The sequence below is a fragment of the Enterobacter chinensis genome (genome assembly GCF_034008295.1).
Taxonomy (GTDB): domain Bacteria; phylum Pseudomonadota; class Gammaproteobacteria; order Enterobacterales; family Enterobacteriaceae; genus Enterobacter; species Enterobacter chinensis.
Genome location: NZ_JARDVI010000002.1, coordinates 565,063 through 580,402 on the forward strand (window position 1 = coordinate 565,063; position 15,340 = coordinate 580,402).

A 15,340-nucleotide genomic window follows, 5' to 3' on the forward strand; every position below is an offset into this window, starting at 1 on the left:
CAGGTTAAAAAGCGGGCGAAAAGCAGCGCATTCTAATAGCCCTAACGCATGCAATATTCCCGGAAGGCATAAGCAAAGCTGAATTTCGACTTTGCGTAATTTCAGAGACGACCTAACGTAGCGGAGCATAAAACAATCACAATATATTCTTCTCAGGGATCGCTATGACTAAAAAATTGCTGCCGTTACTGGTGCTGGCTGCGCTCTCAGGCGCCGCCCACGCTGCTACTCCGTCCAACACGCTGGTTGTGGCCCAGGGGCTTGATGACATCGTGAGCCTCGACCCGGCTGAAGCCAACGAGCTCTCCAGCATCCAGACCGTGCCGAGCCTGTATCAGCGCCTGGTGCAGCCGGACCGCGATAACCCGGAAAAAATCACCCCGATTCTGGCGGAAAGCTGGGAGGCCGACGCGGCAGCAAAAACCCTGACCATCAAACTCAAGCCCGATGCAAAATTTGCCTCCGGCAACCCGCTGCGCCCGGAAGACGTGATCTTCTCCTATACCCGCGCCGTGACGCTGAACAAATCCCCGGCCTTTATCCTCAACGTGCTGGGCTGGGACGCCAGCAACATCGCCAACCAGCTGAAAAAGGTGGATGACCATACCCTCACGCTTCACTGGACGGCGGACGTTAGCCCGTCGGTGGCGCTGAATATTCTCTCCACGCCGATTGCCTCCATCGTGGATGAAAAGCAGGTCGCGGCGAACGTGAAGGATAACGACTTCGGCAACGCGTGGCTGAAAATGCACTCGGCGGGCAGCGGCGCGTTCAAAATGCGCGTCTATCAGCCGCATCAGGCTATCGTGCTGGAAGCCAACGACTCCGCGCCCGGTGGCGCGCCGAAGCTGAAAAGCATCATTATTAAAAACGTTCCCGATCCGGCCTCGCGCCGCCTGTTGATCCAGCAGGGGGATGCCGACGTGGCGCGCGATCTGGGAGCAGACCAGATTAGCGCCCTGGACGGCAAGCCCGGCGTCAAGGTGCTGAGCATCCCGTCTGCGGAGCAAAATTACCTGGTGTTCAACACCGGCAACAGCGCCAACCCGCTGCTGAACAACCCGGCATTCTGGGAGGCCTCGCGCTGGCTGGTGGATTATGAAGGCATCACCAAAAACCTGCTGAAAGGTCAGTATTTTGTCCATCAGAGCTTCCTGCCGGTCGGCCTGCCGGGCGCGCTGGAAGACAATCCGTTTAAATTTGACCCGGCGAAAGCGAAAGCGATCCTCGAGAAAGCGGGCATTAAAGACGCGCACTTCACGCTGGACGTGGAGAACAAGCCGCCGTTTATCACCATCGCCCAGTCGATGCAGGCGAGCTTTGCTCAGGGTGGCGTGAAGGTCGATCTGCTGCCTGCGGCGGGTAGCCAGGTGTACGCCCGCGTGCGCGCGAAGCAGCATCAGGCGGCGATTCGTCTGTGGATCCCGGACTACTTCGATGCACACTCCAACGCCAGCGCCTTCGCGTGGAACGACGGCAAATCCAGTACCGTGGCCGGTCTGAACGGCTGGAAAATTCCGGAATTAAACAAAGCCACGCTGGCGGCGGTGGCCGAGCCGGATCCGGCGAAGCGTCTGGATCTGTACAAGAAAATGCAGGAACAGCTGCAGCATAGCTCGCCGTACGTGTTCGTCGATCAGGGCAAAACCCAGATCGTGGTGCGCGATAACGTGAAGGGGTATCAGCAGGGGCTGAACGCGGATATGGTCTGGTACGATCGCGTCACGAAGTAGCCCTTTTTTGCCGGGTGGCGCTGCGCTTACCCGGCCTACGTTCCTGGTTTTTGTAGGCCGGGTAAGGCGAAGCCGCCACCCGGCATGAAGAGATTTCCCATGCCACATCTTTCCACCCGCGTGCTCCAGGGTCTGTTGACCCTGCTGCTCACGCTCTTCGGGCTGCTGCTCGTCACGTTTGCGCTTTCGGCGTTTTCTCCGGTCGATCGCGTGCTGCAGATCGTCGGCGATCATGCCAGTCAGTCCACCTACGATCAGGTTCGTCACCAGCTCGGGCTGGATCGGCCCCTGCCCGTGCAGTTCTGGCACTATCTGCAAAACCTTGCTCACGGTGATTTAGGTACCGCCAGCGCCACCGGACAGCCGGTGCTGCAGGATCTGCTGCACGCCTTTCCCGCCACGCTAGAGCTGGCAACCCTGGCCTTAATCATCGGTGCCGTACTCGGCGTGATTGCCGGGGTGCTGTGCGCCCGCTACGCCGGTTCACCGCTCGATTTAGCCCTCCGAACGCTCACCCTGCTCGGCAACTCGGTGCCGATTTTCTGGCTTGGCCTGCTGATGCTGGCCCTGTTCTACGCGAAGCTGCAGTGGAGCGCGGGCCCCGGCAGGCTGGACGACATCTGGCAGTTTACCGTGGAGCCACGCACCGGTTTTGCGCTGATTGATACCTGGCTTTCCGGCGACCGGGAGGCATTTCGCAACGCCATCAGCCACCTGGTGCTGCCGGTGCTGCTGCTGGCCTATTATTCGCTGGCAAGCATTACCCGCCTGACGCGCTCTGCCTGCCTGAGCGAAATGAACAAAGAGTACATCCTGCTCGCCCGCGCCAAGGGGGCCGGGGAGATGACCATTCTGCTGCGCCACGTGCTGCCGAATATTCGCAGCACTTTACTGACGGTGATTGCGCTGGCCTACACCAGCATGCTGGAGGGGGCGGTATTAACAGAAACCGTCTTCTCGTGGCCGGGCATCGGGCGTTACCTCACTACCGCCCTGTTCGCCGGAGACACCACCGCCATCATGGGCGGCACGCTGCTGATTGGCGTGAGCTTTGTACTGATCAATAACCTTACCGACCTGCTTGTGCGGGCAACCGATCCCAGGGTGCGCTGATGCCGTTTTATATTTTCTTACGCCGCCTGCGCCGCTCCCCTGCCGCCTTTTGCGGATTGATCGCCATCGCGCTGCTGGTGTTTATCGCCGTGTTCGCAACCTGGCTTGCCCCGCTAGACCCAAACTGGCAGGACGCCGCCGCGCGCCTGCAGGCACCGAACGGCCAGCACTGGCTGGGCACCGACAGCTACGGGCGCGACCTGCTCTCACGCTTAATTTACGGCACCCGCCCGGCGCTCGGGCTGGTCGCTTTGGTTACCGTCATTACCCTGCCCGCCGGGCTGCTGGTGGGGATCCTGTCCGGCTACTACGGCGGCTGGCTGGAGCGCATCCTGATGCGTTTTACCGACGTGGTGATGTCGATGCCGCGCCTGATCCTCGCGTTCGCGTTTGTGGCGATGCTTGGCCCGGGGCTGGTTAACGGCGCGCTGGCGCTGGCCTTAACCACCTGGCCGGCCTATGCGCGTCAGGCCCGGAGTGAAATTCAGCGCCTGCGCCACAGCGATTACCTGGCCGCCGCCGAGATGATGGGCATTCGCGGCCTGCGCCTGCTGGTCGGCCATATTCTGCCCCTGTGTCTACCGTCCGCGATTGTGCGGCTGGCGCTGGATCTGGCAGGCATTATTCTGGCCGCCGCCGGTCTCGGCTTCCTCGGCCTTGGCGCACGTCCGCCTATGGCCGAATGGGGGGCGATGATTGCCGACGGCATGCAGGTGATTTTCGACCAGTGGTGGATTGCCGCCATTCCGGGCGGAGCCATTCTGTTTGCCAGCCTGGCCTTTAACCTTTTAGGCGATGGCCTGCGCGACGTACTGGAGCCACAGCATGACTGAACAACGTGTCATCGTCGATGCGCTGAATATCGACTACCCCGCCGCACGCGTGGTCAACAACCTGAGCTTCACGCTTGGCAACGAGCGGCTGGCGCTGGTGGGGGAATCCGGCTCGGGCAAGTCGATGTCCGCCCGCGCCCTGATGGGGCTGGTGCGTAAGCCCGGCATCGTGAGCGCGAACCGGCTTAACGTACTCGGCAACGACCTGCTGACCCTGAACAGCCGCCGCTGGCAGGCTCTGCGCGGCAACGGGATTGCAATGGTCCTGCAGGACCCGCGCTACGCGCTCAATCCCGTGAAAAGCGTTACCGCCCAGCTCGACGAGGCGCTCACGCTGCATCAGCGCCTGCCCCGTTCAGAACGCCTCGAACGCATTCACCAGATTATCCACGCCGTCGGGCTGAGCGAACAGATGCTTCAGCGTTACCCCGGCGAGCTCTCGGGCGGCATGGGCCAGCGGGTGATGATAGCGATGGCGCTGATCAACAACCCGCAGGTGTTAATTGCCGACGAACCGACGTCAGCGCTGGACGCCCGCCTGCGTAACCAGATCCTCGAGCTGCTGGTGCAGCAGTGCGAAGAACGTCAGATGGCGATGCTGCTCATCAGCCATGACCTGCCGCTGGTGGCGGAACACTGCGACCGCGTGCTGGTGATGTATCAGGGCGAAAAGGTCGATGAGATGGCGGCAAGCCAGCTCCCGCAGGCGACGCATCCGTACACGCGCACCCTGTGGACCTGTCGTCCGAACGCCAGTACCTATGGGCAGATGCTGCCGACGCTTGACCGTTCGCAGCCGTGGAAGGAGGCCGACAATGGCGCTCGTTGAGGTGAATCAGCTCCACGTGAGCTTCGGGGAGAAAACGGCGGTTTCAGCCGCCAGCTTTGCCATTGAAAAAGGGGAAACCTTCAGCCTGATTGGCGAATCCGGCTGCGGGAAATCGACCCTTCTGCGCGTGCTGGCGGGGCTCCAGCGCGAGTGGCGCGGTAGCCTCTCGCTGCTGGGCAATGCGGTACGGCCGGGACAGCGTTTTACCGGCCCGCTGCGCCGCAACGTGCAGATGGTTTTTCAGGATCCGTGGGCCTCGCTGCACCCGAACCACACGATTTCTCGCACGCTGTCTGAACCGTTGAATATCCACGGCGAGACGCAGGTCGCGGAGAAGGTCGCGGATGCGCTGCGGCAGGTGGGGCTTTCCGCCGACGCGGGGAAACGCTACCCGCACCAGCTTTCCGGCGGGCAACGTCAGCGCGTGGCGATTGCCCGCGCGCTGCTGCTGCGCCCGCAGCTACTCCTGCTGGACGAGCCGACCTCGGCGCTGGATATGTCGGTGCAGGCGGAAATCCTGAACTTGCTCAACCGTCTGAAAGCCGAGCACGGCATGACCTATCTGCTGGTGAGCCACGACGCGGACGTGGTTGCGCACATGTCTGACCGGGCGGCGTTTATGGCGCACGGGGAGATCCAGCGGGTGTTTGACCGGGAGGCGATGTTAAGGGGTGAGCACAGGATGGGGTAAACCGTGTGGCGGCGAGCGTCGCACGGGTTTCGTAGGCCGGGTAAGGCGTAGCCGCCACCCGGCAAAAAATCACTTCAGCAGCTTCACCGTGGCATCGATGTCGATCTCATCTTCGGTGAAGATCAGCGTCGTGTTCTGGAAGGTGGTGATCGCCAGCTTCTTCACCGTACGCATTTCGCCCGGCTTTTTGTCAGATTTCGGCTTGATGCTGTTCATCAGCAGCCCAACCGACAGCACCGCGTTCTCTTTGTCGATTTTGGTATCCGCCGGTTCTTCTTCGTTAAACACCACGAAGGATTTGATCGAGGTGAGCTTCACGCGCTCGCCCGCAATATAGAGGTGCTTGCTTTCCGGGATCACCTTCACCGCATAGGCGGAAAGGCCTTTGTTGTTGGTGGTCGGCTCAAAGGTCACCTCGGCATCTTTCTTAATCAGATCGGGGTTCGCGACCTTAATCACATGAAAATAGCGGTTATCGCCGTTTTCATCTTTGATAAATCCAAAGCCTTTATCTTTAAACCACGTTGTGATTGTACCGTTCATCGCTGTTACCGCCTGTCAGATCGTAATGACTAAAGTTTTGCAGCGCGCAGTGTAATGCACAATGGCGGAGGAGACAAAAAAAAGCCCCTGCACGGGGGCAGGGGAAAACTCATGTCAGAGCTTATTAGAATTTAGTTGAACACCATCCCACCATCAATCAACAGCGACTGGCCGGTCATGTAGTCAGAGTCTGGCCCGGCAAGGTATGAAACGCAGGCGGCGACATCTTCCGGTTCTGACAGGCGGCCAAGCGTAATGCGTTTGGCAAAGGTTTCGGTCCCGTAGCCGAGCGGTTGACCCGCCGCCTCGGACACCTGACGGTCGATCTCCGCCCACATCGGCGTTTTCACAATGCCCGGGCAGTAGGCGTTAACGGTGATCCCCAGCGGGGCGAGATCCCGTGCGGCGGTCTGGGTTAAGCCGCGCACCGCGAATTTACTGGAACTGTAGACGGCCAGCTCCGGGTTACCGGTGTGGCCCGCCTGGGAGCAGGCGTTGATGATCTTGCCGCCGTGCCCCTCTTTGCGAAACGCGTCAATCGCGGCCTGAATGCCCCAGATCACCCCTTTCACGTTGATGTTGTAGACCTTGTCGACAATGTCCGGCGTGATGGATTCGATGGGGGTAGACGGTGCAATCCCGGCGTTATTCACGATCACGTTGAAACCGCCCAGCGCGGTGCGCGCCTTTTCCACCGCCGCAAATACCTGCTCGCGGTCAGAGACATCCACCTTCACGGCGACGGCGTTGCCGCCGTTGCGGATGATTTCGTCGGCTACGGCTCTCGCCGTCTCAACGTTATAGTCGGCGATGGCGACGGCAAAGCCATCTTTCACCAGGCGCAGCGCAATCGCTTTACCAATCCCCTGGCCTGAGCCTGTTACGAGAGCAACTTTTTGCATTTCTCTGTCCTTATCGTGAGTCACAAAATCTGGCTGAGATGGAGCTGGCCCATCAGCAGCGGGTTATCGCTGTAGTCGACGGGAATGGCCACCACGGCCGGCCCATCCACATCCATCGCCGCACGCAGCGTCGGTTCAAGCGCCTCGGCGCTCTCCACGGCAAAGCCTTTCGCGCCGAAGGCGTCGGCATACACTTTGAAATCGACCGGCCCGAACTCGACGCCGGAAAGACGCTGGTATTTTTTCTCTTCCTGGATTGCCACCATGTTGTAGCCGTTATCCACCCAGATGATGTGCAGCACGTTGGCGTTGAGGCGCACCGCGGTTTCCAGCTCCATGCTTGACTGCAAAAAGCCGCCGTCGCCGGATACCGACACCACCTTGCGCCCCGGGTTGACCAGCCACGCGCCAATCGCCCACGGCAGCGCGACGCCCATGGTCTGCTGACCGTTGGAGATCATCACCTGACGCGCCCGGAAGCTGTAGAGGTAGCGGGCGATCCAGATGTGGAAGCTGCCCATATCCACGGTGAGCGTCACGTCGTTATTGACGATGTCCTGCATGGCCCGGACGATGCGCAGCGGATGCAGCGCAAACTGGTTGAGCGACGCGCCGCGGCGATCGAGCAGATCGCGCTGATGCTGGCGGTCGACCAGAATCTCTGACGCCCGCTGGCTCAGCTCCAGCTTGTGCTCGATGCGGTTAGCGAGCAGGTTCAGCGTTTCGGCGATGTCCCCCACCAGCTCCAGATCCGGCACATAGTTACGTTCTTCATAGGCCGGCAGCACATCAATGTGCACCAGCGTAGCGTCGCCGCTGTTCCACATGGACGGCTCGTACTCCACGGGGCTGTAGCCGATGCAGATAATGAGGTCTGCCAGATGGAGCAGACGATCGCCTGCCTGGTTATTAAAGAGGCCGACGCGTCCGGCAAAACGGGTGAAGTGCTCCTGGTTCACCGCCCCGGCAGCCTGATAGGTGCTGGTGACCGGAATACGGCTTTTCTCCAGCAGCTTGCGCAGCGCGGCGCTGTTGGCCGGCTGGCTCGCCATCAGCCCCAGCAGGATGACCGGGTTTTTGGCCTTTTCGATAAGCTTCGCCACGTCGTTAATGGCGGATTCCGGCGCCGGGCCCATCAGCGCCGGGCCGCTGGCGGGTAAAATCGCGCCCGTGGCGGGCTGGTCGACAATATCCTGCGGCAGGCTGACGAACGCGCCCCCCGGCCTGCCGTGCTCGGCCGCGCGAAACGCGTTCGATACCACTTCGGCAATCGCATCCGGTGAACTGACTTCTACAGCGTATTTGGTGACCGGGCTGAACATGGCAACGGTGTCCATGCTCTGGTGCACCAGCTTGGCTTTATCCGCCCGCTTCACCGCCCCGCCCAGCGCCACAACCGGGTCGCCTTCGCTGTTGGCGGTGGCGATGCCGGTGATCAGGTTCGAACAGCCCGGCCCGGAGGTGACCAGCGCGACCCCGGCCTTGCCGGTTAACCGCCCTACCGCCGCCGCCATAAACGCCGCGTTCGCCTCGTGGCGCACCGGGATGATCTCGATGGATGAGTCCAGCAGGGAGTCAAAGACCTTGTCGATTTTCGCACCCGGGATCCCGAACACCTGCTTCACGCCCTGCGCTTCCAGCTGGCCGACAACCATATCGGCGCCGTGCGCCCACTGACGTGACTGTTTCTCACTGTTCACGGTAGTTCTCCTGTTAGTTTTCGACGGAACGGATCGCTGCATCAAGATTGCTGGGGTGAAGGTTGGCCTGTAAAAACGCGCTGTCGGCGGGCAGGTCAATCATTAGCTTGTGAATTTCACCGAAGGTGAGCACGCCGCTCTCCAGCTGGTAGTCGAGCAGATGGCCCCCGCCCTGACGGTCGTCGGTGATGAAATGTTCGTGATAGCCAGCCACGTTAATACCCTGCATATGCTGCGGCGTGCGGAACCCAACCAGCACACCCTCGCGCTGGTTGAAGCGGAACACCGGCTGGTCGTCCAGCACGTCGGTCATCGCGCGGTACGGCGGCGTCTGGCGCGGTACGGTGCGGGTGTGGGCGTGGCGGAAGTTGCCGTCGATGCGCAGCGCGCAGAACAGGTTATCGGAGGGGATTTGCTGGTCGATCGCGTCGTGGATCTGCTGACGGCTGACCGGCGCATTGAAGGTGATACGATACTGCGGCTGAAACCAGGTCATTACCGCGAACGGCGTTTTCTGCTCTGGCTTCGCGGCCCGGGCGCTGCCGTCGGCGCGCAGCTGGTACACTTTGCTGCTGAAGGCAATCATTTCGCCGTCCAGCTCGTTGAAGGTGCCCAGACCAAAATCACCGTGCGCCAGCAGATCGGCGATGGTTGTCTCCCCCTCGTACACGCCGCTTAGCAGGGCGCTCATTAGCGATGTCTGATAGATCACGCTGTCAGGATGCTGGGCGGAGAACCCGCGCAGGGTCTCGCACAAACTGGCCTCACAGTCGCAGGCAGATGTATGCATCATCACGCTCGTCCTCTTCAACTTTATTTAGAAAGGTTAAATAAATGTTGACCCGATTCAGCAGAGAGTTCCAATATAGAATCCATGGTGGTTTGAGACGTTTTAGATATGGAACTTCGTTATCTGCGGTATTTTGTCGCGGTTGCACGCGAGCGACACTTCACCAGGGCGGCCGAAGCGCTGGGTATTTCACAGCCTCCTCTGAGTCAGCAGATCAAACGGCTCGAAGAGGAAGTGGGCACGCCGCTGTTCAGACGCCTGACGCGGGGCGTGGAGTTGACCGAAGCGGGAGAAGCCTTCTACGAGGACGCCTGTAAGATCCTGGCGCTGAGCGACGCCGCGCTGGAGAAAGCCCGGGGCATTGCGCGCGGGCTGAACGGCAACCTGTCGATTGGGATTACCAGCTCCGACGCTTTTCATCCCAAAATTTTCGCGCTGATCCGTCAGTTTCAGGTGCAGAACATGGCGGTGCAGGTTCACCAGGTGGAAGCCAATATGTCTTCGCTAACGACGAAGCTGGCGGAGGGTGAGCTGGATATCGCCTTCGTGCGCCTGCCCTGCGAGAGCAGCAAGGCGTTCGAGTTAAAAATCCTCGACCGGGAGCCGATGGTGGTGGCGCTGCATCGCGACCATCCGCTGGCAGCAAGCGGCGATCTGGCGCTGGACCAACTGCGTGATACGCCGGTGGTGCTGTTCCCGCAGGAGGTCGCGCCCGGCCTGTACGACCGGGTTTACGGCTGCTGCGAACGGGCCGGGATTGACGTGCAGCACGCGCTGCAGTCATCACAGCTTTCGTCTTCCCTGAGCATGGTTTCCGCGGGCGGCGGGTTTGCGCTGGTACCGAAATCGATGGCGGCCATTTCTCCGCCGAATGTCACCTATCACGCACTGAGCTCACCGGAGCTTTATACCGATATCGCGCTCTGCTGGCGGCGTTTTGAACGCTCGCGGACGGTGAAGCGGTTTCTGGCGATGATGAATGAAAAGTGACGTTGATGTGGTACCTGCATTTGCGGGCAAGGCACCACCGCCTGTGTGGACGATAATTTTGCGTTCTGCAATACTGGTTTGCTAACCCGTAAATAAACACACATCGCCATGACCACACCGAACGCCGATACCTTCCAGCTCACACTGAACAAAATACTGGCGCTCAAGCCGAAGGAGAATATTCAGCGTCTGCTGGATGCGCTGCTTCCGCTGGCTGAAAAGATACTGGTTCATCGTCCCCGGAGTTTTCATAAAAACGGGCCGGAAATCTACCTGCTGACCGAGGGCCATTTCTGGCTTCACCGTAAGCAGGACAGTCTGGAACTGAGCATGGCTGTCGCGCCGCATATCTTCGGGCTTGCAGAATTGCTGATGCCCGTGCGGGATACCACCTACGTTCGCTTTTCGCCACAGAGCGAAGTCTATGTGCTGTCCGGCCAAAAAGCGCTGCAGGTGTTCAGTGAGCAGCCTTTACTCTGGAAGGATGCCGCCACCGTGCTGGCGTTTCATCTGCACTTCTCCACCTGGCGAGATCTGCATCTGCATAACGACAATGCCTACGATACCGTCCGTGGCAAACTGCTGGAGCTGGAGACAAAAGACGATGCCTTTCGTCAAACGCATTCAATCCTCAGCTATATCCAGTCCACGACCAAACTGTCCCGCAGCACGGTACTGCGGATCCTCAAGGACCTGACCGACGGCGGATACGTGGAAGCGCAGCGAGGGAAACTGATCCGTATCGTTCACCTGCCGCCACGCTATTAAGGGCTATTTCTTGCGGGTGGTCAGGCGCATGACCACCACGTAAAACACCGGAACGAAGAAGATGGCAAGCAGCGTCGCACTGATCATCCCGCCCATCACCCCGGTGCCGACAGCATTCTGGGCTCCGCTTCCCGCGCCGTTGCTGATCACCAGCGGCAGAACCCCAAGAATAAAGGCCAGCGAGGTCATCAGGATGGGCCGCAGTCGCATGCGTACTGCCTGCAGCGTGGCCTCCAGCAAGGGGATCCCCTCTTTTAACATCAGATCCCGGGCGAACTCGACGATCAGGATGGCGTTTTTAGCCGACAAGCCGATGGTGGTCAGCAGCCCCACCTGAAAGTAAACGTCATTATTAAGCCCTCGCAACGTAGCCCCCGCCAGCGCGCCAATGACGCCCAGCGGAACCACCAGCATTACCGCAAACGGTACAGACCAGCTCTCATACAGGGCGGCCAGGCAGAGGAACACCACGATCAATGAGATGGCATACAACGCGGGCGCCTGGTTTCCTGACTGTTGCTGTTGCCAGGACATGCCGGTCCACTGGTAGCCAAACCCGGTCGGCAGTTTTGCTGCCAGTTTTTCCATCAGCATCATTGCCTGCCCGGAACTGCGTCCTGGTGCGGGCTCACCCAGAATTTCCATCGACGACTGACCATTGTAGCGTTCAAGGCGCGGTGAACCGTATTCCCAGTGAGCACTGGCAAAGGCCGAGAACGGTACCATCTGGTTGTGGTTTCCCTTCACGTACCAGCTATCAATGTCATCCGGCAGCATGCGATAGGCCTGATCGGACTGTACGTACACCTTTTTCACACGTCCCCTGTCGAGGAAATCATTCACATAAGTTCCCCCCAGGGCGGTGGAGATCGTGTTGTTAATGGCGTCATTGCTCACACCCAGCGCCTCCGCCTTTTGCTGATCGATATCCAGTTTTAACTGCGGGGCATCCTCCAGCCCGTTTGGCCGGACTTTGGTCACCACATTGGGGAACTTGTGCACCATCATCAGCAACTGATTTCGTGCCTGCGTCAGCGCGGCATGACCGCGGTTGGCTTTATCAATCAGCTCAAAGTCGAAACCGGTCGCGGTGCCCAGATCCGTAATGGCTGGCAGGTTAAAGGCGAAAGCCACGCCGTCATGGATGGTACGGGCAAACGTGCGGTTGGCGCGCTGAATAATCGCTTCCACGCGGTTTTCTGCTCCGTGACGAACCGACCAGTCTTTGAGGCTGACAAACGCAATACCGTTGTTCTGGCCGTTGCCGTTGAAGCCAAAACCCGCCACGGTAAACACCGAATTCACATTCGCCGCTTCATTATGCAGATAGTAGTGCGTCACCTTATCCAGGCTCGCCTGCGTGCGGGATTGCGTTGCCCCTGCAGGCAACTGCACCATGTTCATAAACACGCCCTGATCCTCATCAGGCAGGAAAGCGGTAGGCAGGAAGACAAACATCGCAGCCATGCCAGCGACAATCAGCAGGTAAATCGCCATCATGCGCCCGGTCTTGTTGACGATACGTGCCACACCGTTCTGATAGCGATCGGCATTAGTGTCGAACACCCGGTTAAACCAGGCGAAAAAACCGCGTTGCGGCACATGACTGCCCGGCTTGAGCAGGGTGGCGCACAGCGCAGGCGTCAGGATCATGGCAACGGTCACGGACAGCACCATCGCCGACACGATGGTGACGGAGAACTGGCGATAGATAGCGCCCGTCGAGCCACCAAAAAAGGCCATCGGCACAAACACGGCCGAGAGCATCATTGTAATGCCGACCAGAGCCCCCTGGATCTGCCCCATGGATTTGCGGGTCGCCTCAACGGGGGAAAGCCCCTCTTCGGTCATCACGCGTTCGACGTTTTCCACCACCACAATGGCATCGTCAACCAGCAGGCCTATCGCCAGCACCATGCCGAACATAGTCAGCGTATTGATGGAAAACCCGCAGGCGGCCAGCACCCCGAAGGTCCCCAGCAGGACTACCGGTACCGCGATGGTCGGGATCAATGTGGCCCGGATGTTCTGCATAAACAGGTACATCACCAGGAAGACCAGCACGATCGCTTCAAGCAGCGTCTTCACCACCTCGTGGATGGATATTTTGACAAACGGCGTGGTGTCGTACGGATACACCACCTTCATCCCCGCCGGGAAAAACGGTTTCAGGGTATTGATTTCAGCTTTGATGGCTTTCGCCGTATCGAGCGCGTTCGCGCCGGTGGCCAGCTTGATCCCCAGACCGGCCGCCGCCTGGCCATTGTATTCTGCACTGGAACTGTAGTTTTCACTGCCCAGTTCAACACGTGCCACATCGCGCAGGCGAACTTCAGAGCCATCTTCATTGACGCGCAGAATGATATTGCCAAACTGTTCCGGCGTGCTTAAGCGGGTCTGGGCGATGATAGAGGCATTCAGACGCTGGGATGACGGCGCCGGTAATGCCCCGAGCTGTCCACCCGCAATCTGGTTATTCTGGGATTTTATCGCTTTTACCACCTCTTGCGTGGTGAGCTGATAGTTGTTCAGCTTGTTTGGATCAAGCCATATGCGCATCGCATACTGCGCACCGAACAACTGCACCTGCCCTACGCCCTGTGTCCGGCTAATGGGATCCTGCACGGTCGACGCCACATAATCTGCCAGATCGGCCTGGGTTAAAGCGCTGTCCTTCTCACCCGTAAACCCCACCACCATCAAAAAACTGCTGCTGGCTTTCTGAACGTTAATGCCCATGCTCTGCACCGAAGCAGGCAGCAGCGGCATCGCCAGCTGAAGCTTATTCTGCACCTGAACCTGTGCGATATCAGGGTCGGTGCCGTTTTTGAACGTCAGCGTCACGGTAGTATTGCCCATCGCGTCACTGTTGGAAGACATATACATCAGCCCGTCCAGACCATTCATTTTCTGTTCGATAACCTGCGTCACCGTGTCTTCCACGGTTTTGGCGTCAGCGCCCGGATAGCTGGCGGTGATCTGCACTGCGGGTGGCGCGATGGTCGGATACTGCGACACGGGCAGCTTCAGGATCGACAGGCCACCGGCAAGCATCAGCACAATGGCAATCACCCAGGCGAAAATCGGGCGGCTAATAAAGAAATTCGACATTATTTGCCCCCCGCACTGTTGCCCGGCGCCCAGGCCGCCATGCTGTCATCTTCAGTTGGCATCACGGTCATCCCCGGTCGCAGCATCAGTTGACCCGTAGCAATCACCCGATCGCCCGCCGATAACCCTGCCGTGACGCGCCACTGATTCCCCGTGGCCTGCGCAGCCTGAACACGACGAACCTGCGCTTTGTTGTGGTTGTCCACGACCATCGCCGTTGCATCACCGCGCGGTGTACGGGTTATAGCCTGCTGAGGCACCAGCAAGGCATCTTTGCGCACGCCTTCAGTGAGATGGGCACGAACAAACATCCCTGGCAGCAGCGTGTTGTCCGGGTTTGGACAAACCGCCCGCACCGTGATCGAGCCCGTCGTCTGGTCTACGGTGACATCAGAAAACTCAAGCTGGCACTTACGAGGATACAGACGACCATTATCCAGTTGCAGCATGACGTCAGCCTGCCCGTTCTGCTGTTTAATCTGCCCTTTTTCCATCTCGCTTTTCAGCTCCAGAAAATCGTCGCTGGACTGAGTCACATCGATATAAACCGGGTCCAGTTGCTGCACTGTCGCGAGCGCAGAAGACTGACTCTCTGTGACCAGCGCCCCTTCGGTCACGGAGGATTTACCAATAACCCCTGAAATCGGTGACGTGACTTTGGTGTAGTTGAGGTTGATTTGCGCCTGCTCGACAACCGCTTTTTGGGCTACAACCTGGGCATCGGCCTGCTGCGCGTTCGCCACTGCCGTGTCGCAGTCTTGCTGACTGACATAGTGCGTTTTGATCAGCGCCCGGTAGCGGTTGGCAGTGAGGTGAGCCTGCGTTGCCGCAGCGGTGGCCCTGGCGAGGTCGCCTCTGGCGCTATTCAGCGCAGCCTGATACGTCGCCGGGTCAATCTGGTAGAGAGATTCGCCCTCATGCACATGGCTGCCCTCCACGAAGTTACGCTTCTGAATAATACCGCTGACCTGCGGGCGTACGTCTGCCATGCGAAACGCCGATACCCTGCCGGGGAGTTCGCTTTGTACAGGAAGTGACTGGCTGCGCAGCCTAACCACGCCCACCGGATGGGGAGCCTGTGCGCTGGGTGCAGGCGCGTTGCGGTCACACGCGGTGAGTAACAGAGAGCAGGATATGACCAGCCCTCCGAATAAACCGGGATAATTGTTTTTCATCTGTTAAGCCTTTAAGTCCGAAGTTTGTTTTTTTAATATCGCGACGAACTATACCGACCTGAATAAATAACTGGAGTGTCATTTGATACTTTGCAAAAATTGACCTGGATAATCATTTCACTTTACTGTTTATTGCGTATCGTCAGATACGTTCCAACCTTG

13 protein-coding genes are annotated in these 15,340 nt (G+C 59.2%); 7 read left to right on the top strand and 6 right to left on the bottom strand.

Going from position 1 to position 15,340, the window contains the following annotated elements; genetic code table 11:
* Positions 1 to 164: 164 nt before the first annotated feature.
* The 5 genes from PYW49_RS07650 to PYW49_RS07670 all read left to right on the top strand — a co-directional run bounded on the left by PYW49_RS07650 (position 165) and on the right by PYW49_RS07670 (position 5,199).
* The gene (locus tag PYW49_RS07650; protein ID WP_320386128.1) at positions 165 to 1,733 is read left to right on the top strand and encodes an ABC transporter substrate-binding protein; all 1,569 of its coding nucleotides are present in this window, start codon (positions 165 to 167) and stop codon (positions 1,731 to 1,733) included.
* A gap of 99 nt (positions 1,734 to 1,832) precedes the next feature.
* Positions 1,833 to 2,846, top strand: a complete 1,014-nt coding sequence (locus PYW49_RS07655) for an ABC transporter permease (RefSeq protein ID WP_134348503.1) — start codon at positions 1,833 to 1,835, stop codon at positions 2,844 to 2,846.
* On the top strand, positions 2,846 to 3,679 hold the full coding sequence (locus PYW49_RS07660) for an ABC transporter permease (protein WP_237846178.1): 834 nt from the start codon (positions 2,846 to 2,848) through the stop codon (positions 3,677 to 3,679). Before PYW49_RS07655 ends, PYW49_RS07660 begins: the two co-directional genes overlap by 1 nt.
* Positions 3,672 to 4,508, top strand: a complete 837-nt coding sequence (locus PYW49_RS07665) for an ABC transporter ATP-binding protein (RefSeq protein ID WP_320386129.1) — start codon at positions 3,672 to 3,674, stop codon at positions 4,506 to 4,508. The genes PYW49_RS07660 and PYW49_RS07665 overlap by 8 nt, the downstream gene beginning before the upstream one ends.
* Positions 4,495 to 5,199 (top strand): ABC transporter ATP-binding protein, encoded by a 705-nt coding sequence (locus PYW49_RS07670; RefSeq protein WP_320386130.1) that lies wholly within the window; start codon positions 4,495 to 4,497, stop codon positions 5,197 to 5,199. The genes PYW49_RS07665 and PYW49_RS07670 overlap by 14 nt, the downstream gene beginning before the upstream one ends.
* Before the next feature lie 69 nt (positions 5,200 to 5,268).
* On the opposite strand, the gene PYW49_RS07675 is transcribed toward PYW49_RS07670, so the two are convergent.
* The 4 genes from PYW49_RS07675 to budA all read right to left on the bottom strand — a co-directional run bounded on the left by PYW49_RS07675 (position 5,269) and on the right by budA (position 9,137).
* The gene (locus PYW49_RS07675) at positions 5,269 to 5,742 is read right to left on the bottom strand and encodes a cold-shock protein (RefSeq protein ID WP_320386131.1); all 474 of its coding nucleotides are present in this window, start codon (positions 5,740 to 5,742) and stop codon (positions 5,269 to 5,271) included.
* A 131-nt stretch (positions 5,743 to 5,873) separates the two neighbouring features.
* Complete coding sequence (locus PYW49_RS07680; RefSeq protein WP_134348508.1) at positions 5,874 to 6,644, bottom strand: (S)-acetoin forming diacetyl reductase; 771 nt, start codon at positions 6,642 to 6,644, stop codon at positions 5,874 to 5,876.
* 20 nt (positions 6,645 to 6,664) lie between these two features.
* A complete protein-coding gene (gene alsS / locus PYW49_RS07685; protein ID WP_320386132.1) occupies positions 6,665 to 8,344 on the bottom strand; it encodes an acetolactate synthase AlsS in 1,680 nt (559 codons plus the stop codon).
* 13 nt (positions 8,345 to 8,357) lie between these two features.
* The gene (budA, locus tag PYW49_RS07690; RefSeq protein WP_320386133.1) at positions 8,358 to 9,137 is read right to left on the bottom strand and encodes an acetolactate decarboxylase; all 780 of its coding nucleotides are present in this window, start codon (positions 9,135 to 9,137) and stop codon (positions 8,358 to 8,360) included.
* A gap of 105 nt (positions 9,138 to 9,242) precedes the next feature.
* On the opposite strand from budA, the gene PYW49_RS07695 reads away from it, so the two are divergent.
* Together PYW49_RS07695 and PYW49_RS07700 are read left to right on the top strand one after the other, a co-directional pair.
* Positions 9,243 to 10,124 (top strand): LysR family transcriptional regulator, encoded by an 882-nt coding sequence (locus PYW49_RS07695; RefSeq protein ID WP_320386134.1) that lies wholly within the window; start codon positions 9,243 to 9,245, stop codon positions 10,122 to 10,124.
* A 108-nt stretch (positions 10,125 to 10,232) separates the two neighbouring features.
* Positions 10,233 to 10,892: a helix-turn-helix domain-containing protein gene (locus PYW49_RS07700; RefSeq protein ID WP_320386135.1), complete on the top strand. Its 660-nt coding sequence runs from the start codon at positions 10,233 to 10,235 to the stop codon at positions 10,890 to 10,892.
* Between the two features lie 3 nt (positions 10,893 to 10,895).
* On the opposite strand, the gene PYW49_RS07705 is transcribed toward PYW49_RS07700, so the two are convergent.
* Together PYW49_RS07705 and PYW49_RS07710 are read right to left on the bottom strand one after the other, a co-directional pair.
* A complete protein-coding gene (locus PYW49_RS07705; RefSeq protein ID WP_320386136.1) occupies positions 10,896 to 14,003 on the bottom strand; it encodes an efflux RND transporter permease subunit in 3,108 nt (1,035 codons plus the stop codon).
* Entirely contained in the window at positions 14,003 to 15,178 is a 1,176-nt protein-coding gene (locus PYW49_RS07710) for an efflux RND transporter periplasmic adaptor subunit (protein WP_320386137.1), read from the bottom strand. Before PYW49_RS07710 ends, PYW49_RS07705 begins: the two co-directional genes overlap by 1 nt.
* Positions 15,179 to 15,340 lie beyond the last annotated feature (162 nt).

Bases quoted from the DNA above. Each gene is read 5' to 3' on its own strand.
- PYW49_RS07650 (WP_320386128.1), top strand. From the start codon at position 165: ATGACTAAAAAATTGCTGCCGTTACTGGTGCTGGCTGCGCTCTCAGGC.
- PYW49_RS07655 (WP_134348503.1), top strand. From the start codon at position 1,833: ATGCCACATCTTTCCACCCGCGTGCTCCAGGGTCTGTTGACCCTGCTG.
- PYW49_RS07660 (WP_237846178.1), top strand. From the start codon at position 2,846: ATGCCGTTTTATATTTTCTTACGCCGCCTGCGCCGCTCCCCTGCCGCC.
- PYW49_RS07665 (WP_320386129.1), top strand. From the start codon at position 3,672: ATGACTGAACAACGTGTCATCGTCGATGCGCTGAATATCGACTACCCC.
- PYW49_RS07670 (WP_320386130.1), top strand. From the start codon at position 4,495: ATGGCGCTCGTTGAGGTGAATCAGCTCCACGTGAGCTTCGGGGAGAAA.
- PYW49_RS07675 (WP_320386131.1), bottom strand. From the start codon at position 5,742: ATGAACGGTACAATCACAACGTGGTTTAAAGATAAAGGCTTTGGATTT.
- PYW49_RS07680 (WP_134348508.1), bottom strand. From the start codon at position 6,644: ATGCAAAAAGTTGCTCTCGTAACAGGCTCAGGCCAGGGGATTGGTAAA.
- budA (WP_320386133.1), bottom strand. From the start codon at position 9,137: ATGATGCATACATCTGCCTGCGACTGTGAGGCCAGTTTGTGCGAGACC.
- PYW49_RS07695 (WP_320386134.1), top strand. From the start codon at position 9,243: ATGGAACTTCGTTATCTGCGGTATTTTGTCGCGGTTGCACGCGAGCGA.
- PYW49_RS07700 (WP_320386135.1), top strand. From the start codon at position 10,233: ATGACCACACCGAACGCCGATACCTTCCAGCTCACACTGAACAAAATA.
- PYW49_RS07705 (WP_320386136.1), bottom strand. From the start codon at position 14,003: ATGTCGAATTTCTTTATTAGCCGCCCGATTTTCGCCTGGGTGATTGCC.
- PYW49_RS07710 (WP_320386137.1), bottom strand. From the start codon at position 15,178: ATGAAAAACAATTATCCCGGTTTATTCGGAGGGCTGGTCATATCCTGC.